Below are 19,956 nucleotides of genomic sequence, written 5' to 3'. Positions count from 1 at the left end.
CAGCCCGCGGCACCCAGAGTGGCAATCGTCAGCGATGTTGGTTGGCGCGCGTCTGATCTGCGAGGGAGAGATCCATGTCTGCTGTGTTCATCCAGTTCCGCTGCAAACCGGGAAAGACCTATGAGGTTGCGGATGCGATTGCCCAGCGGGAGCTTCATTCGGAACTGTATTCGACCAGCGGGGCCTTTGACCTGTTGATGAAGGTCTACGTGCCGGACGGCGAGGATACGGGGAAATACATCAACGACACTTTGCTGGATATTGACGGGATCGAACGGACCTACACGACGCTCACATTCAAGACATTCTAGGTGGTCGGAATAACAAGGGGAGAGGGTATATGACGAAGGTAACACAGACTTTGCTGGCTGCGGCTTGTGCGGCCATGGTGGCCACTGCCGGCCTGGCCGAGGTGAAGGTGGGGATGATCACCACGCTTTCAGGCGGCGGCGCGGGCCTGGGCATTGACGTGCGCGACGGGTTCATGCTGGCGGTTGAGCAATCGGGGCGCGACGATATCGAGGTCGTAATCGAGGATGACCAGCGCAAGCCCGATATTGCCGTGCAACTGGCCGACAAGATGGTGCAATCGGAAAAGGTGGATGTGCTGACGGGCATCATTTTTTCGAACCTTGCCATGGCGGTGATCCCGTCGGTGACGGCGCAGGGCAAGTTCTATCTGTCGCCCAATGCTGGGCCCTCTGCCCTGGCCGGAAAGGGATGCCATCCGAACTATTTCAACGTGGCCTGGCAGAACGACAACCTGCACGAGGCTGCGGGCGCCTATGCGAACACTGCGGGATACGGCAATTCGTTTATTCTGGCACCGAATTATCCTGCAGGTCAGGATGCGTTAACTGGATATAAGCGCACCTATCAGGGAGAACTGGCCGGAGAGATCTATACCCAACTGGGCCAGACGGATTATGCGGCCGAGATTGCGCAGATCCGCGCCTCGGGCGCGGATAGCGTATTCTTTTTCCTGCCGGGCGGGATGGGGATTTCATTCCTGAAGCAATATGCCGATAGCGCGGTTGGGTTGCCCGTGGTGGGGCCTGCGTTCAGCTTTGACCAGGGTATTTTGCAGGCCGTGGGCGACGCGGCCCTCGGTGTGGTCAATACCAGCCAGTGGAACAAGGATATCGACAATCCAACCAATGCGGCCTTTGTCGAGGCATTCCAGGCCAAGTATGACCGGCTGCCCTCGCTTTATGCCAGTCAGGGGTTTGATACCGCGCGCCTGCTGATTTCGGCCATGGAAAAGGCGGATGTGGCGGATGTGGACGCGTTTCGCGCAGCATTGAAAGCGGCGGAGTTCGACAGCACCCGGGGCGATTTCGCGTTTGGCCTGAACCAGCACCCGATCCAGACGATCTATGCCCGCGAGGTGGTGAAAGAGGGCGATGTCTTCACCAACAAGATCATCGGTGTGGCCCTTGAAAATCACGCCGATGCCTATGCCGCTGAGTGTAAGATGTAAGCGGCGCTGACCCGCGGCCCGAGATGTCGGCGATCCTGATCATCGAGCAGATCCTGAACGGGCTGCAACTGGGTGTCATGCTGTTTTTGATGGCTGCTGGCCTTACGCTGATCTTTGGGGTCATGGGGTTGATCAACCTGGCCCATGGCTCCCTTTACATGGTCGGTGCGTTTGCCGCCGCCGCCGTGGCAGGGGCGACGGGGTCGTTCCTGCTGGCCATGGTCGCGGCGATGGCGGCGGCGGCCATCGCAGGTGTGCTGATCGAGGTGGTGGTGATCCGGCGGCTTTACGCCAAGGACCATCTGGATCAGGTGCTGGCAACATTCGCACTGATCCTGATCTTCTCCGAAGGGGTGCGTTGGGTGTTTGGATCTTTTCCGCTGTTTCTGGACATCCCGGATTATCTGTCGGGGCCGGTCAGCCTGCCGGGTGGCATTCAATACCCGCTTTACCGGCTGGTTCTGATCGGCATCGGGATGGTGGTCGGGTTGCTGCTGTGGCTGCTGACCCAGCAGACCCGGCTGGGTATCCAGATCCGCGCCGGTGAGAATGACAGGGAGATGATTGCGGCACTCGGCGTCAATATCTCAAACCTCTATACGCTGGTCTTTGCCATCGGTGCTGCCTTGGCGGGACTGGCCGGTGCCTTGGTCGGTGCGATCCAGTCGGTGCAGGTGGGGATGGGGGAGCCGGTGCTGATCCTGGCCTTTGTGGTGATCGTCATCGGCGGCATCGGGTCGATCCAGGGCGCGTTTATCGGGGCGCTGATCGTCGGACTGACGGATACGCTAGGCGGTGTGTTCCTGCCGCAGCTGTTCCGCCTGTTTCTGGAGCCTGCGGGGGCGACATCGACCGGATCCGCCTTAGCCTCCATGGCGATTTACATCCTGATGGGAGCTATTCTGATCTGGCGGCCCACAGGTTTGTTCGGGCAGCGCGCATGATCCCGGAGCGGTGGTTGAACCTGGGCATATTGGCGGCGCTGGTGGCAGTGCCGATCTGGGCCCTGGTGGTGGATGAGCCGTTCATCATCACGCTTGTCACCCGCGCTGTCATTTTTGCCTTGGCCGCGGTGGGCCTGAACATCGCGCTGGGCCTGGGCGGGTTGGTCAGCCTGGGCCATGCGGTGTTTTTCGGGATCGGTGGCTATGCGATGGGCATTTTGGCCTATCACGCGCAGACCTTTACCCCGCTGGCCGAATGGCCGTTTCCGATCGATGGAACCAAATCGATGCCGGTTATCTGGCTGGTGGCGGTCACAACCTCGACTCTGGCCGCCTTGCTGATCGGGCTGTTGTCGCTGCGAACGTCGGGCGTGTATTTCATCATGATCACCTTGGCCTTTGGTCAGATGTTTTACTATTTTTCCATCAGCTGGGCGCAGTATGGCGGCGAGGATGGTCTGTCGATCTATGTGCGCAACGGCTTTCCCGGGTTGAACACGCTCGATCCGATCCAGTTCTTTGCAATATGTTTCGCGCTGCTTTGTGCGGTGCTGGGGTTCAATGCGCTGCTGGCCCGGTCCCCCTTTGGTCTGGCGCTAAATGCGGCGCGGCAGGTGCCCCACCGGGTGGAGACGATGGGGCTGAGCCCTTTTCGACTGAAACTGGTCGCCTTTGTGATTTCCGGCGCGGTTACCGGGCTGGCAGGGGCGCTGTTCGCGGACCTGAACCGGTTTGTCAGCCCGACCATGTTCAGCTGGCAGATGTCGGGAGAGATCATCATTTTTGTCATACTTGGTGGGGTTGCGCGCCTGATTGGGCCGGTGATTGGCGCCGCGGCCTTTGTTCTGTTGGAGCATTGGCTGGGCGGTTTGAGTGATTATTGGCACATCTATCTGGGGGCCATCCTGTTGGGCGTGGTGCTGTTTGCCCGCGGCGGCATCGTCGGGCTGGTCGCGCGCGCCCATGGCTGAGGCAGTTCTGTCAGCACATGGCCTGTGCAAAAGCTTTGGCGCGGTGCAGGCGACACATGACGTCTCTATCGATGTGCGGCCCGGTGAAATTCACGCTGTGATCGGGCCGAACGGGGCGGGCAAATCGACCTTGATCGCACAGCTTTGCGGTAGCATGGCATCCGATGCCGGGCGAGTTGAGCTGCTGGGCCGGGACGTTACGCATGACACGGTGCGCCGCCGGGCGCAGGCAGGGTTGGCGCGGACCTTCCAGATCTCGGCCCTGGCGATGGAAGATACGGTTCTGCAAAACGCCATGCTTGGCGCGCTGGGGGCAGCTGGGCGGCCGTGGCGGTTCTTGCGGCCCGCCCTGGGCGACCAGGATCTGCGGGACCGGGCCGAGGCTGCGCTGGAACGGGTCGGGTTGCAGGATGTGCGCGCGGCACGTGTGGCGGCGTTGAGCCATGGTCAACGGCGGCAATTAGAGGTCGCGCTGGCGCTGACTCTGTCGCCCAAGGCCTTTATCATGGACGAACCCATGGCGGGGCTTGGCGGCGAAGGTTCCAAATTGCTGACCGATTTGCTGAGCGCGTTGCGCGCTGATGCACCTATCCTGCTGGTGGAGCATGACATGGATGCGGTCTTTACCCTGGCGGACCGGATCAGCGTGCTGGTTTATGGTCAGATCATTGAGACCGGAACGGTCGATCAGATCCGCCGCAGCCCGGCTGTGCGCGACGCCTATCTGGGGGAAGGCGCGTGAGCCTGCTGGATCTGACGGGGGTGGAGGCTTCTTATGGCGCCAGTCAGGCCCTGTTCGGTGTGGATCTGTCATTGGATGCGGGCGACGTTCTGGCGCTGATGGGCCGCAACGGGATGGGCAAAAGCACGACGGTAAAGTCCATTTGCCGGATGTTGCCGGCCCAAGGTGGGTTGATTTTTGATGGGCATGACCTGAGCCGGCTGCGCAGCCATCAGGTGGCGCGGCTGGGCGTTGGTCTGGTGCCCGAGGGGCGCCGGTGCTTTGCCGATCTGACCGTGGCCGAGAACCTGATCGCCGCTGCGCGCCCCGGCCCGTGGGATCTGGACCGGGTGACGGCGATGTTTCCGCGATTGGCCGAGCGGCGGGCGCAGCGGGCCGCGTCGCTGTCGGGGGGTGAGCAGCAGATGCTGGTGATCGGGCGGGCCCTGATGACCAATCCGCGCCTGTTGATCCTTGATGAGGCGACGGAGGGGCTGGCCCCGATCATCCGCCAGGAGATCTGGGCGGCGATTGCAGACCTGAAACGCGAGACGGGGTTGGCAATCATCGTGATTGACAAATCCCTGGCCGAGTTGCGCCAGATCTGTGACCGTGCGGTCATCCTGGAGCGGGGGCGAACGGTGTGGTCGGGCGCCTTTGCAGACCTGGACCACGAGACCAGCGAGCAGTTCCTGGGGGTGGCTTGAGGAGATGAAAGCATGATGACCAAGGTCTATGTCTGTGATTACGCGCGTACGCCCATTGGCCGGTATGGCGGGGGGCTGGCTGCGGTCCGGGCCGATGATCTGGCCGCACTTCCTTTGACCGCCCTTGTGGGCCGGCGTGATCTGGATTGGTCGCGGCTGGATGAGGTCATCCTGGGCGGGGCCAATCAGGCGGGCGAGGATAACCGCAATGTTGCGCGGATGGCGGTGTTGCTGTCGCCGTTGCCAGAGGCCGTGCCCGCGCTGACCGTGAACCGGCTTTGTGCCAGCGGGATGGATGCGGTGATAGCAGGCACCCGGCAGATCCGCGCCGGGGAGGCCGATCTGATCCTGGCGGGCGGCGCCGAAAGCATGAGCCGCGCGCCGTTTGTCATGGGCAAGGCCGAGTCTGCGTTTGCCCGCACGGCGCAGGTGCAGGACACGACCATTGGTTGGCGGTTCGTCAATCAGGTGATCGCCGATCAGTATGGTATCGATTCCATGCCCGAGACGGCGGAGAATGTGGCCGAGGATTATCGCGTCAGCCGGGCCGATCAGGATGCGTTTGCGCTCTCAAGCCAGACCCGTGCTGCCGCCGCCGCCGGTTGGCATGCCGGGGAGATCATCCCCGTGGAAGTGCCCCAGCGGCGCGGTGATCCTATGCGGGTGGTGGAGGACGAGCATCCGCGGCAGACCACGCTTGAGAAACTGGGGGCGCTGAAGACCCCGTTTCGCAAGGGTGGGACGGTGACCGCGGGCAATGCCTCGGGCGTGAATGACGGGGCGGCGGCGGTCTTGCTCGCTTCGGACCGCGCTGTTGCGGATCATGGATTGGTGCCGATGGCGCAGATCATGGGCGCGGCCAGCGCGGGTGTTGCGCCGCGCGTCATGGGGATCGGGCCGGTGCCAGCGACGCAAAAGCTGTGCGCGCGGTTGGGAATGACACCTGCTGATTTCGGCATGATCGAGTTGAACGAGGCTTTCGCTGCGCAAGCCATTGCCGTTTGCCGGGAACTGGGGCTGGATCCGATGGCCGATCATATCAACCCCCATGGCGGGGCGATTGCGCTGGGTCACCCGTTGGGCATGACCGGGGCGCGGCTGATCGGAACGGCGGCACGCGCGGTGGCCGAGGGTACCGCGTGCCGGGCGTTGTGCACCCTATGTGTCGGCGTTGGCCAGGGCGTCGCGCTGGCATTGGAAGCCGTCTGAGATGACGCGGGATTGGGATGATGCCTATGCCAACATGGCGCATGTGCCAGGGTCGGAGGCGCTGCCCGGTAAATGGGCGGCGGAGGCGGCGGCTTACCGGGCCAGCGGTGTCCGGATCGAGCAAGATATCCCCTATGGCGATGCGGACCGGGCGCGTTTCGACCTGATCTGGCCGGATGGCACACCGCACGGCTTGGCCGTTTTCGTCCATGGTGGTTACTGGATGCGGCTGTCGAAATCAGACTGGACCCATCTGGCCGAGGGCGCGCGCGCCGCGGGCTGGGCTGTTTGCCTGCCCAGCTATACCTTGGCGCCGGAGGCGCGGGTTGCGACGATGACCCGCCAGATTGGGGCGGCGGTAACGGTGGCTGCTGGCTGTTTGGCGGGCCCGATTCGGCTGGCCGGTCATTCGGCAGGCGGGCATCTGGTCAGCCGGATGGTGTGCGGTGACACGCCGCTCCCCCTTGGGGTTTTGGACCGTGTTGACCATACCCTGTCCATCAGTGGTTTGCATGATCTGCGGCCGTTGATGCGCACCAAAATGAACGAGACCCTGGGGCTCGATACCGCTGAAGCCGTGGCTGAAAGTGCTGCTTTGTGCGAACCGCTGACCAATGCGGCGGTCACGACCTGGGTTGGCGGTGAGGAACGCCCTGAATTTGTGCGCCAGTCCCGATTGCTGGCGATGATGTGGGACGGGTTGGGGGCTGACATACGTTGTGTGACAGAGGACGGGCATCATCATTTCTCGATCGTCGCTGGGCTGAAAGATCCTGAAAGCCCGATCTGCGCGGCGTTTGTCGGTCAGGAATAACGCCGGTTTTTCTGGCTTGGCCGGGCTGACTGTGCCACCAAATTGGGCGAGGAGCCGCGCCAGATGAAAGCACTTGTCTATGATGCTGTAGAAACCCTGGCCTACCGGGATGTCCCGGACCCGCTGCCGGGGCCGGGCGAAAGCGTGGTCCAGATCGCTGCCGTGGGCATTTGTGGATCTGACATGCACGCATTTCTTGGCCATGATGTGCGGCGTCCGGCGCCCTTGATCCTGGGGCATGAGGCGGCGGGCCATGTTGTTGGATCGGGTGCGCGGGTGACGGTCAATCCGCTGGTGACTTGCGGGGTATGTCGCGCCTGTCTGACAGGCCGTGACAACCTGTGCCCAGACCGTGCGATCATTTCGATGCCGCCACGTGAGGGAGCCTTTGCCGAGCAGTTGGTGATCCCCGATCGCAATCTGGTGGAGGTTCCTGCTGACATATCACTGCCCCGCGCTGCCTTGGCCGAACCCTTGGCCTGTGGTTGGCATGCCGTGCGCCTGGGCGCGGCTGCGCTGGATCAACCCATCGAAACGGCGCGTTGCGTTGTGATCGGCGGTGGCGCGATTGGCGTGGGGGCGGCGCTATCTTTGCGCGCCTTTGGGGCCACCGATATTTGCGTGATCGAGCCGAATGAGCGCCGCCGCGCCGGGCTGGATCAGATCGAGGGGTTTGCCGCGGTGCCGCCCGGCATGGTTAGCGCGGCTGATCTGGTGATCGATGGTGTGGGCTATGCCGCCACCCGCAGTGTTGCCAGCACGATGGTTCGGCCTGGTGGTGTCATCCTGCATATCGGTTTGGGCGAGGATACAGGCGGGCTGGATATCCGTCGGATGACCCTGCAGGAGATCACATTTATCGGCACCTATACGTACACGGCGCAGGATTTTCGGAACACGGCCGCCGCTATTTTTGATGGTCGGTTGGGGGCACTGGACTGGGTCGAACATCGCCCCCTGTCGGATGGGGCGCAGGCCTTTGCGGACATCCGCGCGGGCCAGGTTGCTGCGCCAAAGATCATTTTGCACCCGAGCCCCAGCGATACGATGGTCGGATAGGGTATGTCGCGCGGCATTCATTCCAGCGACGACGCGCGGCGTCTGGCACGGCGCCGTCTGCCTTGGATGGTTTTCGATTACATCGATGGGGCGGCGGGGTGTGAAACCGGAACCGTTCGCACCCGCGCGGCCTTTGATGCGCTGACGCTGCGGCCCCGTATCTTGCGCGATGTCAGCGACCGATCGCTGGGTGTTTCGATCTTTGGTCAACAGACCAGGGCGCCTTTCGGGATCAGCCCGATGGGTATGTGCAACTTGTCCGGGCCCGCTGCGGATATGATGCTGGCGCGATTGGCCGCGCGGGAGCAAGTGCCGCTTGGCGTGTCGACGGTCGCCTCCACCGCGATGGAGCCGCTGATCGAAGCGGCCGAGGGCCATGCTTGGTTCCAGCTTTATTTTAGTGGCGACGGGACGGGGACCTTCAAGCTGGTGGATCGGGCCCGGGTTGCGGGGTATGACACATTGGTTTTGACGGTCGATGTGCCGGAACTGGGCCGCCGCCCACGGGAACTGCGCCATGGTTTCACCATGCCGTTTCGCATTGGACCGCGTCAGTTCCTGGATTTTGCACTTCATCCGCGCTGGTCCCTTGCGATGCTGTTCAAAGGGCGTCCAGAGCCAGCAAATTTCCGGATGCCCGGCTATGATTTCGACCGGACAGAGAGCCGGGCCAAAGCCGATTGGACCATGCTGTCAAAACTGCGCGACCGGTGGCCTGGCAAGCTGGTGGTCAAAGGGGTTCTGTATCGGGAAGATGCCGTGGCGCTGAAAGAGGCCGGTGTGGATGCGATCCAGGTGTCGAGCCACGGTGCCCGTCAGTTAGAGAGCGCGCCCGCCCCAATCTGCGCCTTGCGGGAGATCCAGTCCGCGGTCGGTGCCGATTATCCGTTGTTTTACGACACCGGATTGCGGTCGGGTGAAGATGTAGTGAAGGCCTATGGTCAGGGGGCGCATTTCACCTTTCTGGGCCGCATTCTGCAATTCGCCATCGCCGCCGGAGGAGAGGAGGGTTTGCAGGCATTATGGGACGTTTTGCGCGCGGAAACTTCCATAACACTGGCACTTATAGGGGCCACTTCACCGCGGGATCCGTTGATCGCAGAGGGCTGAGGCTTATGCTTGGTGCCGTCGGACTGTGCTGGTGTTGAGGTAGTCGACCAGACCTGGCAAGCTAAGCGGTTTCGAAAAGTAATATCCTTGCAAGCGCTGCGCTCCGAGCTTTGCCAGGATCCGGGCCTGTTCAGCGGTTTCCACCCCTTCTGCCGTGACCCCTATCTGGAGCGCGTTCCCGATCTCGATAATTGACTGGACGAGGCGAGACGCGCTGTTGTGTTCGGTCATGGGCGTGACGAGCCGCCGGTCGATCTTGAGTTGATCAGGTGCGATCCGTTGCAGAGCCACGATGGAGGCCCGCCCGCTGCCGAAATCGTCAACTTCGAGGGAAATTCCCATATCGCGCAACTGATCAAGCTGCATCAGAAACGCATCGCTTTCCTCCTCCAGGAAAATGGTTTCCAGCAACTCGAACGCGACCTTGCCCGAATAGCCACCCGCAAGGCGCCCGATCTCGGCGATCTCGTCAAACTGGATGCGGCGCGCGCTGACATTGAATGACAGGCTGGGGGGCTCCGGCAATCGACCCAAGGTTTCTTCGCATTCGATGATGGCCTTTTCAAAGATCATGCGATCAATTTCGGCCACAATGTTAAGGTCGGTGGCAACGGGTAGAAAACTGTCGGGTGCGCGAACACCTTTTGTGGGATGCAACCAGCGTGCCAGCGCTTCGACCCCGACGACCTTGCCGGTCTGTGCGTCGATCTGGGGCTGGTAATAGGGCAAAAACTCCCGGGCTTCGAGCGCGCGCATAATGTCATCGGCAAGGTTCTTGGTGCGGCGCATCTCGTCGATATCGGTGCGGTCGAATATGCCGATCTGCCCGCGACCGGATCGTTTGGCCTTGTAAAGTGCGACATCGGAATTGGTGAGCAGATCCTCTTCATTGGCCAAGGGGGTGCGCGCGATACCGATGGAGGCGCCAAATCGGCATTCCCGCCCTTCGAAAAAGGATGGCTTGCTGAGATCATCGAGCAGCGCTTGCGCCAGTTCTTTGGGGCGGTCGCTGTCTTCGGGGATCAGCAAAAGGATGACGAATTCATCGCCGCCGATCCGCGCGATGACATCCTCCTGCCGGACATTGACCCGGATCCGGTTCGCGACGTCCACCAGCACATGATCGCCTGCGGCATGACCGATCGTGTCATTGATCTGCTTGAACCGATCCAGATCGATATGTAGTGCGGCCAGATCTCCTCCTTCTTGCCGTCTTTGGGTCGAAAGCTGTTCGAATTTGTCTGACAGATAGCGGCGATTGCCCAAGCCGGTCAGTTCGTCATGCAGCGCCTTATGGGTAATCTCGTGATTGGCATCCTCCAAACGCTTAGCGTAGTCTTCAAGTGCCCGCCGCTGCCGCACGGCCTCTGTGATGTTCAACCGCAGAACAAGAAGTTCACCGTTTTCGGACCTGGACCGCATGATCCGGTAATGCCTGTCATTGTCGAACTCGAATTCTTCGGTTCCCGTATGCGGCATGTCGGGCGTCACGTATTCATCCAACCATTCCGCTTCCCGACCCTTTGCGGCAGGCACATGCCCGTTTTTAACTGCTAGACGAATGACATCATCGACGCTCATCCCGACAAAGACATCGTCGGGATTGTCCGTCAGCGATTTGGTAAATGCGGGGTTCCAAGTCAGCAATCGGATATCGCTGTCATAGATGGCGAAGGGATCCGGGAATGCGTTGATGGCCGAGATCAGGCGGCTTTGTATTTCTTCCAATGCGCGGCGCTGGCGGACAAGCTCCGTTGTGTCCAGCCGGATCATGACAAGATCACCGTTGGTAGATTTGGACCGCAGCACCCGGTGATGGGTGTCATCGGCCAGCGTGATATCTTCAACCGCGCGCCCGTTCCGGGCGGAGTGCAAGATGTCCTTCAACCAGGCTTCCTCCCGGCCGATGGCATCCGGAAAGCGACCGTTTTGCACGCCGATGCGCATGGCCTGTTCCAGCGTCATGCCGGCTTGGATTTCGTCCGGGTTGTTCGTCAGTGATTGGGCGTAGCTCGGGTTCCAGACGATCAGTTGGGCGTTGGAGTCGCAGATCGAAAATGGCGAGGGGTAGCTACTGATCGCCGATAGCAACCGATCTTGCGCCTCCTCCGCCGTGCGTTTCTGACGAACCAGTTCGGTGATATCGAGCCGGATCAGGACCCAATCACCATTTTCGGCCTGACTGCGCAGCATGCGGTGATGGATGTCGCCCGGAAACTCCAGATCCTCAACCTTTCGTCCGATGCGTTCTGGCCCGAGCAATTCGTCCATATAGGCTTGGCGGCCCTGCTCCGGTTCATGCAGGGTTCCGCTATCCATCGCTTCGACCAGCACCTCACGTACATGCATACCGGGGCGAATGGCGTCAGGGTTAGTGGACATGGACCGTTTGTAGGCCGTGTTGCACGTGACCAGGTTCAGATCCGCATCAAACACGACGAATGGATCGGGATAGGCGTTGATCGCCGATATGAAGCGGGTCTGGGTGGCCAGCAGTTCATTATACATCTTGTCCTGATCACGCAGCAGAGTTTCGCGGTCGCGCAAGGCGCGCTCGGCCTCCTCCTCCCGTGTTTTCAAGTCAGAGATATCGCGGAAAACGGCGGCAGTGTAGCGGCCGCCATTTTCATCGTCAGGGACAACAAAAAAGGATAGGCTGGCCCAGAATTTGCTACCATCGGCGCGAATGCATTTGGCTTCAGTACTGAAACTGCTCTCTCCAGAGGCGAACCTGGAATTGATGATGGCGAGATAGCTTTGCCAGGTATCGGGGTCGTGACTGATTGAGGCGGGTCTGCCCAGGACGTCTTCGGCGGAGCGGCCAAAAAGCTCCTCATAGGCCTGGTTAACATAGACAAGCTTGCCCAACTGATCATCGGGCCCCCGGTATCCGATACCAATCGCATCCTGTGTCAACGACAGGAAATTCTGCAATATCTCCGACAGTTGCATGCGCTCGCCTTCAGCTCGATGGCGCATATTTAGGAAAAATTGCTTACTCGAAGGGTAACCTTCGACTTTTAACGAACCTGAAGCAAACTGGTTCGAAAAGCTTTGGTTACCTTTATCACACGACGCGATGTTGCTTGCTTTTTGCCAGAACGTTCCTGTCCGAACGGCGTATGAACGTCGGCGCCACGCCGCGTGCCGACCCGTTGATCTGCCATTACGAATCCCTAGACTAAGCCGCATGGCAGGAGCTTTTTCAAACGGGATCTATCGTCGGCTTTTTCTGGCCCAGGTCCTGTCTTTACTGGGGTCCGGGTTGACGACCATGGCGCTGGGATTGCTTGCCTTCGATCTGGCTGGGCCCAATGCTGGCGCTGTCTTGGGCACGGCTCTTACCCTTAAGATGATCGCCTATGTCGGAGTTGCGCCGGTGGCGTCTGCCTTGGCCGCGCGCCTGCCTCGTCGGGCGTTTCTGATCGGTCTGGACCTGTCCCGGGCGGTGTTGGTCCTCTTTTTGCCGTTCGTTACCGAAATCTGGCAGATCTACATTTTGGTCTTTGCGTTTCAGGCGCTGTCTGCGGCATTTACCCCGACATTTCAGGCAGTAATCCCGGACATCCTGACCAAGGAAGAAGACTACACACGGGCGCTGTCCTATTCACGTCTGGCCTATGATCTGGAATCGCTCGTGAGCCCGCTGCTGACGGGTTTGCTGCTGACCGTCGTCAGCTTTCACTTTCTGTTCGCTGGTACGTCCATCGGGTTTTTGGCCTCTGGTCTGCTCGTTGCCTCGGTCGTTTTGCCTGCGTTGCTGCCAGACACAATGCCGCTGCCCTTTCGCAAGCGACTGACCCGCGGTGCATGGGTGTACCTGTCGACCCCGCGACTGCGCGGCTTGTTGGCCCTTTATGTATCGGTTGCAGCGGCCACTGCGATTGTGATCGTCAACACCGTGCCACGGGTGAAAGGAGAGTTGGGATTGGGGGACGCCATGGTGGCGGTTTATTTCGCGGCCTACGGCGTCGGATCCATGGCGGTTGCGTTGCTGATGCCCGCGATGTTGCGCCGGGTCGCGGTCCGCCCGGTGGTTTTGACAGGTGGCGCGATCCTGACAGTGGGTCTTGTCAGCGCAGCATTCGGGCCAGGGTTTGGAGCAGGTTTGATCATCTGGTCGGTTCTAGGAGCCGGGGCGTCTATGATCCAAACGCCAAGCGGTTTGCTGATCACCCAATCCTGCCACGACACGGACCGTTCATCGGTATTTGCAGCGCAGTTCACGTTGTCCCATGGATGCTGGCTGATGACATACCCAATGGCGGGATATCTTGGGGTGGCGCTTGGTTTAGACCAAACCTTTGCTGTTTTTGCAGTCATTGCCGCCGGGGCCGGTCTGGTGGCCCTGGCAATCTGGCCGGCAGGGGATCCGCGTGAGATCGAGCATGAACACCCCCAAATTGAGCATGAACATGCCCATGGTGATCCGGATCACCATGATCCGACATTAAGTGGCGCGTTAAAGCCCGTGCGTCATAGCCATGGCCCGCTGCGCCATTCCCATATCTACATTATCGACGATCACCATCCCATTTGGCCATCGTGACACGGGCTGTGTAGAAAGCCGCGCTTAGAATTTAAGCTAGATCTGTCATGGAATGCGTTGGACGCATTGATAGGGAGACCTCCCTTCCGACTGCCCGATCCCTGTGGTTGGCACAACGACTATGGCAAGGTGACAACCAGCCGGTTGATTGGCATTGCGAAACTGGCCTGCTCGCCTTGATCCATGTTTGCGCAAAGATACGCGGCTAGGTCGGTGAGCATCGCGGCGCGGCGATCCGGCGGCAAAACGAAAGCTGCGTAAAAGAAACCGGCTGCCTCTTCGGCGATCGTTTCCGCTGATCCGCGCATGGTCACGACATTCGGATGCACCTCAACGGACGCGGTGGGAAAGGCCCTGCGCGTGAGGTCTGCCAAGCTGTCCGTGTCACGCACGCGAGGATCGCCCAAATCGAATGCGCCGTATTGCGGCAACTCGACCTGAACATATCCATAGATCAAGTCATGGACGTTCCGGTATCCGCGTGCCATGTCCATGTCACCATCAACAATCGCTGCAAAGCGGCCCCCAGGGGCAAGGATGCGTGCGCTTTCGGCCAAAACCGGCGCGACTGGATCCATCAGCGTCAGCGCCCAATGGCACAACACAATGTCGACCGAGTTGTCCGAAAGGCAGGCCATCGATTGGGCCTGCGCCTCGATCAGGCGGGCGCGACCCACAGGCAGCCTGGCCTTTGCCAGGGCCAGTTCCTCGGGTGCCATGTCCACGCCGACCAGATCGACCTCCGCCGGAAACCGTTGGTGACAAAGCTCCAGAAGCGGGCCGGAGCCGCATGCGAGATCCAGGATCTTGCGGTGTTGTGAGCCATCAACAGCGTCGATGAGCCAATCATAGCTTGTGCGCCCGTCCGTATCGCGGCAGCGCATGGCGCAACGCTCGGTAAAGCCGGCATTTTCGCGATGCACGGCCCGCAGATGCGACCGCAACGCGGTCGCGTCAGGGGCGTCTCCATGGCTTACGATTTCGGTCCAGTCTGTCCGCAGCGGGCAGAGATTATGCATAGGATGCTTTCCCGGCCCGAGAGCGGGCCGTTTTTTATAAAGGGAGGGGTGTTTTGTCAGCCGGTGATGGTCAGTAACCAGACGCGTTGTCCAAAGCGCCAACCAGCTGCATCACGGCTGTGTGCAAGGTAGCTGGCGAGTGGTTCGGTCTTCTGCATCTGGATCAGGCTGATCGTGTCGTCAAAGACACAGCGGCGCAGATAGCCTTCGACTGCCTCTGTCGCATCGCCATCGGCCACACTGTCGTAGATGACTTCTTCCACTGACACGTCCGCACCCGTGCGGCGAAGCGTATCGGCAATCAACTCTGCCGGGACATATTGTTCCACGCCGGGTGTATCAAAGGCGGATAAGTAATGACCATGGAACGAAATGTAATGACCAGCCTCTGCCGAATGGGCGATGATCCCGTGGCCGCCGGGGGCTATTGCCGCCCGGAACTGGGCCAGGGCCGGCGCCAACTCGCTACGGGGGATCGCGTAAAGCGCGTGGGTGGCCCATACGATATCAAATCCACCAGTTGGTGGATCAAACGCTTGCAGGGTTGTCTCGTATTCCCCGTGGCACTGAAACGGAGCAGGCAGAGCCGCGCGCGCCTCTGCGATGGAAAAGGCGGACGGGTCCAGTAGCGCGGTCTCTATCGGCGCGATCTTGGCGGTCTGAAGGTTACCATGTTGCGCAAGCGCGCTTGGGAATTTGCCGGATCCACAGGCGACATCCAAAAGGCGCAAGCTGCGGTCACCGACCTTTGCCTGGGCCGCTTCGAAAAAGTCCACCCAATTTCGCGCAAGCGCAAGATGGCGGTAGTCGTCGGTGGCAAGATGATAAAACGCTTCCATACCCTTGCGCCCGGCTTCGGACCAATGGGCGGAACTTCGCGTTAAGATTTCACTCATCCGTCGTCACCGGCCAGCAGATCGGGTTAAGTGGGCTCGCCGCTATATCACCTGGTCCAACCCCCGGCATGAATTTTTGCCAGTCGCCGGATACCATCGTGGGCGAGTCCACGACCCGCGCGCCATCGACATAATAGGTATTGGCCAGGACGATCCGGCTGCGATCGGTTCGATTGCGGGCTGCGGTATGGAAGTTGAGGTTGTGGTGAAAGCTGACCTCTCCCATCTCGAACGGCGTTTCGTCGACAGCCACCTGGTGGCTGGCAAAGAGCTTGGCAACATTCTTGTCATAGCTGGTCGATGACTTCTCGAACGCCACGTTATCGACCAATTCCCAGATGCTGCGCGGATAGGCAAAGGCGAGCGGCCCCATTGCCAGTGGGATCGGCTGTGCAGGTGCCCAGGCCGTGACGACGTCATTGGTATCCAACGGGAAATGGTGATCGTCAAAATGCCACGGCGTGCGCCCGCATCCTGGCTGCTTAGATAGTACATTGTCATGGTAAAGACGCACCGCTGGAACCTCCAGCAGATCCGCACAGATCTGCGCAACACGGGGTGAAAGCACGTAAGCGCGCAGAAGCGGATTATCGGGCCAGATCATCTCAAGGCTTAAAAAGCGGTCTTGTACGCCGCTATCGGGATCGGCGCCGAACTCCGCCTTGAGCAAGCGGATCAATTCTGCCCGGAGTTTTAACACTGCGCCGGGTGAAAACACGCGCTTGAGCTTGATGAAACCGTTGTCGTGAAAGAACGCGACATCCGCGTCGGTCAATTCATAGGGCGCGGCCAGTTCCGCAATAACCGCCTCGTCAGAGGGTAGTGGAAGGTCGGGCAGCGGTGCGACGGCCTCAAATGTGGTGATCTCATCCTCGTTATCGGCAAGGCTGACATACCAGTCCCACCACGCTTGGTTATCCTTGTCCCAGGGTTGACTGACATCTGTATCGGGGTCACGGACCGCTTCGTTCATAGTGCACCTCTGACGCATCTGAATGCAGGAGGTAACGCGACGCTGTGTCTGTGCAATGCGGTGGCGTTAATATTCTCTGCGATGCTCAACGACCGGCCTATCAGCGCGCCTGCGATATCCAGGTCCATTGGCCATGGTCAGGTGAATATGATGTTGAGATCAACGTTCACATCCGAACCTTCATGCCATGGCCGCTGCGAGTGGTCCCGTGCATCGTGTCACAGTGAGTGGTCAGACAGCGGCGGCCTGCAATGCCGTGTCCAGCAGAGCTTTGATGTCGTCTTTGCGCGTGCCGGCCACGATGCGGCCAAGCTCCTGGTCGCCTTTCAAAACCACCAATGTGGATCGCCGAGGTATGGCCAGGCGTTTTGTGAGTGGATCGCGTTTATGGTCGTCCCAATCGATGTTAATAAAGGTGATGGCTTGCCCGTAAGCGGGGTTTTCCGCCAAAAGTGCGCCGATTACACGCTCTTGGGCCCGGCAGGTCGTGCACCATTCCGCTTTGAAATCGAGGAACACGGTTTCTCCGGCTTTTAACCGCTGATCCGCCAAACCTGGTGTGTAGTCCAACGCTGGGGTGGCGCGTGCCAGCGCTGGGACAACAAGCGCTGCGGACGAAAGAGCGATGAAATGGCGGCGTTTCATGGGTAGTCTCCTGATAGTTTATAACGCGACAGATAGGTCCTGGAGCCAGATGGGCAGCAGGTCGAGCGCCCAGATCTCCAAAAATTTATGGATGCCGAACAAGATGCCAAGGCCGACCAAGACGAAAACAATGCCAAGGATCGGGCGGGCGCGCATGGCAATGCTTTGCATCCAGGCCTTGCGCCGTTGTAAGGCTGAGCGGGCACCATAGCCCAATGCCAGGATCACGGTGGATACCCCAAGAGCAAAGGTCATCATGATCGATCCGGCCCAGAAAAGGCTTTCCCCTTGAAACGCGAGAGAGATGGCTGCGCCAAGGGTGGGGCCGACGCAAGGGCTCCAGACAGCGCCCAGCAGCATGCCGCCCAGGAACTGACCGCGTAGGCCGGTCGCGTCGACCTTGTCCATCTGGCTATCGGCGCTGGCTGCCATGCCAGCCGTTGCCGTGGCAAAGCGGGCCGAGAATTGCGGCACCAGTAGAACCAGCCCAAAACCTACCATGAAAATGGCTGCGACCTGTGCTACTGTATCTTGGTCTACGCCAAGGGATTGGCCTAGGGTCGCAACGCCCAGCCCAAGGGTGACAAAGGCCAGGCTCATTCCAGCGGCCAAGGCGACGGGACCCCAACGACTTGCCTGCAACGCGCCGGCCAGCACGATGGGCAATACCGGCAATACGCACGGGTTGATTAGGGTCAATAGGCCCGCGCCGTATCCGAGTATTAGGTCCATGACCGGGATGTGCCCTACCGATGGCCAGGTGTCATCCCTCTAAGTGATGACACCTGATAACAACCGCGTGGTCAGGGGCCTCGTGTCTTTGCCAACTGCACGGCAAGGATGCCCACCATGATGACCGTGACGCCAATCAAATCATAAAGACCAATCTGCTCCGACAGCAGCAGAGCAGCCACGGCAACACCAAAGAACGGGTTTAGGAAATGAAATGTCGCGGCGCGAACGGCGCCGATCCGATCCACCAGCCAGAACCAGACAAGCGTGGCAAGAAGGCCAGGTACAATTGTGGTATAGGCGAAGGCCATGATCAGTTCGATTGACCAACTAACATACCAGCTTTCGGTTGTGACGGCGATCAGAGACAAGGCTGCAGCCCCCACCATCATTTGCAGGCCCACCACCATCAACATGTTGCCGCCTGCTATCGCGCCGCGGACGGCCAGGGTCGCAAGGGCCAATGCCGCAGCGCCGATGACACACAGCGCAACACCGGTCAAATCGACCCCGCCCGAGACTTGTAAACGGTTGCCCATGATCACGGCGACACCCGCAAAGCCAAGCAACAAGCCCATAACCGACAGGCTGTTCAATCGATCTTGGAAGATCATCCATCCCAGCAACGCCACCAGAAGCGGCATGGTTGACGCGATGATGGCTGCGAGGGACGCCTCCACCGTCTGCATCGCATAGAAGTTGAGGCCCAGGTAAAGTGCGTTCTGACAGATGCCAAAGACGATCGTTGCGCGCCATTGTAGCGCTGTCAGTCGCCAAGTTTGGCCCAGGAACCGAGCTATAGCGATGGCGATGAGGCCCGAAATCAGGAACCGCAATGACAAGGCGCTGATCGGCGGCGCGGCGGCGACGATGATGCGTGCGGAGGTAAAGGCCGATGACCACATCATCGCAAAGGCGAGGCCCATCAAGATCGCACGAATGTCCAATTGGTCCCCCCGATGTCGGCTCGACCCGCTTAACGTATCGGACCAGGAACCTGAACCACCCGCAGCAGATTGGGCTACGCGTTCAGAAGATCTTCGATTTTTTTGTTGAACGCCGGCAATGCCATTGCCGGGTCAAGGTCGGTGAGGGGTTGGATATCAACGCTGATATGCCTGCGGCCCTTCCTGATCCCAAGAAAGCTCCAAAAGCTGTCATGTTTGGCGAATTGATACTTCCCCAGCCCATCGAGCTTTAGCAGCACAACCGGTATGTCCGGTTTCGCGCGCAGGATGTCATGGACACCGGACAGATACGGCTCAACAATTTCCTTTTCCTGTCGGCGCACCCGGCCCGCTGGGAACAGCAGGATAGAGTTGCCGTTGGCCAAAACCTTGTGAATGACCCCAAGGGTGAATGCCTTTCGTGCGATGCGTCGTTCCTCGGACCAGGTTTTGGGAGAGCTCATCGGGATCGCCGAGGCGACGTAGAGCGGGAACCACTGAAACCAGCTGTAATATTCGTCGTAATGCACGGTCGGCCTGATCCGCATGGTCGAATACAGGATAGCCGAGATCAGTGGGCCATCATGTCGGCTGACATGGGTGGCCAGGATCAGGGTGCCCGGCTGGTCTTGCAGCAAGTGTTTGTTGGTGCAACTGACATTGTAGAATAACGCATAATACGTCCGTACAAGCACGAACATGAAGTGCCGAAACCATCTGCCCAATGTGGCGTCAATGAACCGTTTCATACCAAAACCTCAGAACATCCCCGTGATATAGCCGTTTGTGTTTTCTGTTGCCTTACCGGTTTTCCGGCCCTTCAAAATGAAAAAGGGCCGCCCTAAAGCAGCCCGTCTTCCGTGAAACTGTCTGACCGGATCAGCCGTTGACGCTGTCTTTCAACGCCTTGGCGATGGTCATCTTGACGACCTTGTCGGCGTCTTTCTTGATCTGCTCACCGGTGGCCGGGTTGCGCACCATGCGCTCGGGCCGCTCGCGGCAATAGATCTTGCCAACGCCGGGCAGGGTAACGGCGCCGCCATCGGCAACCTCTTTGGTGATGATCCCTGTGATCGCATCCAAGGCTGTGGTTGCACTTTTCTTGTCCGAACCCATTTCGTCGGCAAGCGCGGCCACAAGCTGTGTCTTGGTCATTGGTTTGGCCATTGTTATGGTCTCC

At 59.8% G+C, this 19,956-nt stretch carries 20 protein-coding genes; 11 read left to right on the top strand and 9 right to left on the bottom strand.

Features of this window, described 5'->3' with window-relative positions:
- Positions 1 to 74 precede the first annotated feature (74 nt).
- The 10 genes from IU397_RS15615 to IU397_RS15570 all read left to right on the top strand — a co-directional run bounded on the left by IU397_RS15615 (position 75) and on the right by IU397_RS15570 (position 9,015).
- Complete coding sequence (locus tag IU397_RS15615; protein ID WP_204415515.1) at positions 75 to 311, top strand: Lrp/AsnC ligand binding domain-containing protein; 237 nt, start codon at positions 75 to 77, stop codon at positions 309 to 311.
- Between the two features lie 74 nt (positions 312 to 385).
- Positions 386 to 1,480: an ABC transporter substrate-binding protein gene (locus tag IU397_RS15610; RefSeq protein WP_239479847.1), complete on the top strand. Its 1,095-nt coding sequence runs from the start codon at positions 386 to 388 to the stop codon at positions 1,478 to 1,480.
- A gap of 23 nt (positions 1,481 to 1,503) precedes the next feature.
- Entirely contained in the window at positions 1,504 to 2,424 is a 921-nt protein-coding gene (locus IU397_RS15605; protein WP_204415511.1) for a branched-chain amino acid ABC transporter permease, read from the top strand.
- Positions 2,421 to 3,395 (top strand): branched-chain amino acid ABC transporter permease, encoded by a 975-nt coding sequence (locus IU397_RS15600; RefSeq protein ID WP_204415509.1) that lies wholly within the window; start codon positions 2,421 to 2,423, stop codon positions 3,393 to 3,395. The genes IU397_RS15605 and IU397_RS15600 overlap by 4 nt, the downstream gene beginning before the upstream one ends.
- Positions 3,388 to 4,137 carry an ABC transporter ATP-binding protein gene (locus tag IU397_RS15595; protein WP_204415507.1) on the top strand — a complete coding sequence of 250 codons (750 nt, stop codon included), beginning with the start codon at positions 3,388 to 3,390 and terminating at the stop codon, positions 4,135 to 4,137. The genes IU397_RS15600 and IU397_RS15595 overlap by 8 nt, the downstream gene beginning before the upstream one ends.
- Positions 4,134 to 4,823, top strand: coding sequence for an ABC transporter ATP-binding protein (locus IU397_RS15590; protein WP_204415505.1), 690 nt, complete (start codon positions 4,134 to 4,136; stop codon positions 4,821 to 4,823). Before IU397_RS15595 ends, IU397_RS15590 begins: the two co-directional genes overlap by 4 nt.
- A gap of 15 nt (positions 4,824 to 4,838) precedes the next feature.
- Entirely contained in the window at positions 4,839 to 6,032 is a 1,194-nt protein-coding gene (pcaF, locus tag IU397_RS15585; RefSeq protein WP_204415601.1) for a 3-oxoadipyl-CoA thiolase, read from the top strand.
- 1 nt (position 6,033) lies between these two features.
- Entirely contained in the window at positions 6,034 to 6,846 is an 813-nt protein-coding gene (locus tag IU397_RS15580; protein WP_204415503.1) for an alpha/beta hydrolase, read from the top strand.
- A 63-nt stretch (positions 6,847 to 6,909) separates the two neighbouring features.
- Positions 6,910 to 7,905: an alcohol dehydrogenase catalytic domain-containing protein gene (locus IU397_RS15575; protein ID WP_204415502.1), complete on the top strand. Its 996-nt coding sequence runs from the start codon at positions 6,910 to 6,912 to the stop codon at positions 7,903 to 7,905.
- Positions 7,906 to 7,908: 3 nt separating this feature from the next.
- Positions 7,909 to 9,015 (top strand): alpha-hydroxy acid oxidase, encoded by a 1,107-nt coding sequence (locus IU397_RS15570; RefSeq protein ID WP_204415500.1) that lies wholly within the window; start codon positions 7,909 to 7,911, stop codon positions 9,013 to 9,015.
- A 3-nt stretch (positions 9,016 to 9,018) separates the two neighbouring features.
- On the opposite strand, the gene IU397_RS15565 is transcribed toward IU397_RS15570, so the two are convergent.
- Entirely contained in the window at positions 9,019 to 11,967 is a 2,949-nt protein-coding gene (locus tag IU397_RS15565; protein WP_204415498.1) for an EAL domain-containing protein, read from the bottom strand.
- A 238-nt stretch (positions 11,968 to 12,205) separates the two neighbouring features.
- On the opposite strand from IU397_RS15565, the gene IU397_RS15560 reads away from it, so the two are divergent.
- Positions 12,206 to 13,564 carry an MFS transporter gene (locus tag IU397_RS15560; protein WP_204415496.1) on the top strand — a complete coding sequence of 453 codons (1,359 nt, stop codon included), beginning with the start codon at positions 12,206 to 12,208 and terminating at the stop codon, positions 13,562 to 13,564.
- A 119-nt stretch (positions 13,565 to 13,683) separates the two neighbouring features.
- Here IU397_RS15560 and IU397_RS15555 read toward each other — a convergent pair whose 3' ends face one another.
- The 8 genes from IU397_RS15555 to IU397_RS15520 form a co-directional block, all read right to left on the bottom strand.
- Positions 13,684 to 14,583, bottom strand: coding sequence for a class I SAM-dependent methyltransferase (locus IU397_RS15555; RefSeq protein ID WP_204415494.1), 900 nt, complete (start codon positions 14,581 to 14,583; stop codon positions 13,684 to 13,686).
- Positions 14,584 to 14,639: 56 nt separating this feature from the next.
- The gene (locus tag IU397_RS15550; protein WP_204415492.1) at positions 14,640 to 15,479 is read right to left on the bottom strand and encodes a bifunctional 2-polyprenyl-6-hydroxyphenol methylase/3-demethylubiquinol 3-O-methyltransferase UbiG; all 840 of its coding nucleotides are present in this window, start codon (positions 15,477 to 15,479) and stop codon (positions 14,640 to 14,642) included.
- On the bottom strand, positions 15,472 to 16,452 hold the full coding sequence (locus tag IU397_RS15545; protein WP_204415490.1) for a phytanoyl-CoA dioxygenase family protein: 981 nt from the start codon (positions 16,450 to 16,452) through the stop codon (positions 15,472 to 15,474). The genes IU397_RS15550 and IU397_RS15545 overlap by 8 nt, the downstream gene beginning before the upstream one ends.
- A gap of 231 nt (positions 16,453 to 16,683) precedes the next feature.
- On the bottom strand, positions 16,684 to 17,097 hold the full coding sequence (locus IU397_RS15540; RefSeq protein ID WP_204415487.1) for a thioredoxin family protein: 414 nt from the start codon (positions 17,095 to 17,097) through the stop codon (positions 16,684 to 16,686).
- An 18-nt stretch (positions 17,098 to 17,115) separates the two neighbouring features.
- Positions 17,116 to 17,829, bottom strand: a complete 714-nt coding sequence (locus IU397_RS15535) for a cytochrome c biogenesis CcdA family protein (protein ID WP_204415486.1) — start codon at positions 17,827 to 17,829, stop codon at positions 17,116 to 17,118.
- A 71-nt stretch (positions 17,830 to 17,900) separates the two neighbouring features.
- The gene (locus IU397_RS15530) at positions 17,901 to 18,776 is read right to left on the bottom strand and encodes a DMT family transporter (protein WP_204415484.1); all 876 of its coding nucleotides are present in this window, start codon (positions 18,774 to 18,776) and stop codon (positions 17,901 to 17,903) included.
- A gap of 74 nt (positions 18,777 to 18,850) precedes the next feature.
- Positions 18,851 to 19,525: a 1-acyl-sn-glycerol-3-phosphate acyltransferase gene (locus IU397_RS15525; protein ID WP_204415482.1), complete on the bottom strand. Its 675-nt coding sequence runs from the start codon at positions 19,523 to 19,525 to the stop codon at positions 18,851 to 18,853.
- 130 nt (positions 19,526 to 19,655) lie between these two features.
- Entirely contained in the window at positions 19,656 to 19,943 is a 288-nt protein-coding gene (locus tag IU397_RS15520; protein ID WP_204415480.1) for an HU family DNA-binding protein, read from the bottom strand.
- Positions 19,944 to 19,956 lie beyond the last annotated feature (13 nt).

Source organism: Actibacterium sp. 188UL27-1 (assembly GCF_016901225.1).
Classification (GTDB): Bacteria; Pseudomonadota; Alphaproteobacteria; order Rhodobacterales; family Rhodobacteraceae; genus 188UL27-1.
This window is presented reverse-complemented; position numbering and strand designations above follow the sequence as displayed.

Bases quoted from the DNA above. Each gene is read 5' to 3' on its own strand.
- IU397_RS15615 (WP_204415515.1), top strand. From the start codon at position 75: ATGTCTGCTGTGTTCATCCAGTTCCGCTGCAAACCGGGAAAGACCTAT.
- IU397_RS15610 (WP_239479847.1), top strand. From the start codon at position 386: ATGGTGGCCACTGCCGGCCTGGCCGAGGTGAAGGTGGGGATGATCACC.
- IU397_RS15605 (WP_204415511.1), top strand. From the start codon at position 1,504: ATGTCGGCGATCCTGATCATCGAGCAGATCCTGAACGGGCTGCAACTG.
- IU397_RS15600 (WP_204415509.1), top strand. From the start codon at position 2,421: ATGATCCCGGAGCGGTGGTTGAACCTGGGCATATTGGCGGCGCTGGTG.
- IU397_RS15595 (WP_204415507.1), top strand. From the start codon at position 3,388: ATGGCTGAGGCAGTTCTGTCAGCACATGGCCTGTGCAAAAGCTTTGGC.
- pcaF (WP_204415601.1), top strand. From the start codon at position 4,839: ATGACCAAGGTCTATGTCTGTGATTACGCGCGTACGCCCATTGGCCGG.
- IU397_RS15580 (WP_204415503.1), top strand. From the start codon at position 6,034: ATGACGCGGGATTGGGATGATGCCTATGCCAACATGGCGCATGTGCCA.
- IU397_RS15575 (WP_204415502.1), top strand. From the start codon at position 6,910: ATGAAAGCACTTGTCTATGATGCTGTAGAAACCCTGGCCTACCGGGAT.
- IU397_RS15570 (WP_204415500.1), top strand. From the start codon at position 7,909: ATGTCGCGCGGCATTCATTCCAGCGACGACGCGCGGCGTCTGGCACGG.
- IU397_RS15565 (WP_204415498.1), bottom strand. From the start codon at position 11,967: ATGCAACTGTCGGAGATATTGCAGAATTTCCTGTCGTTGACACAGGAT.
- IU397_RS15560 (WP_204415496.1), top strand. From the start codon at position 12,206: ATGGCAGGAGCTTTTTCAAACGGGATCTATCGTCGGCTTTTTCTGGCC.
- IU397_RS15555 (WP_204415494.1), bottom strand. From the start codon at position 14,583: ATGCATAATCTCTGCCCGCTGCGGACAGACTGGACCGAAATCGTAAGC.
- IU397_RS15550 (WP_204415492.1), bottom strand. From the start codon at position 15,479: ATGAGTGAAATCTTAACGCGAAGTTCCGCCCATTGGTCCGAAGCCGGG.
- IU397_RS15545 (WP_204415490.1), bottom strand. From the start codon at position 16,452: ATGAACGAAGCGGTCCGTGACCCCGATACAGATGTCAGTCAACCCTGG.
- IU397_RS15540 (WP_204415487.1), bottom strand. From the start codon at position 17,097: ATGAAACGCCGCCATTTCATCGCTCTTTCGTCCGCAGCGCTTGTTGTC.
- IU397_RS15535 (WP_204415486.1), bottom strand. From the start codon at position 17,829: ATGGACCTAATACTCGGATACGGCGCGGGCCTATTGACCCTAATCAAC.
- IU397_RS15525 (WP_204415482.1), bottom strand. From the start codon at position 19,525: ATGAAACGGTTCATTGACGCCACATTGGGCAGATGGTTTCGGCACTTC.
- IU397_RS15520 (WP_204415480.1), bottom strand. From the start codon at position 19,943: ATGGCCAAACCAATGACCAAGACACAGCTTGTGGCCGCGCTTGCCGAC.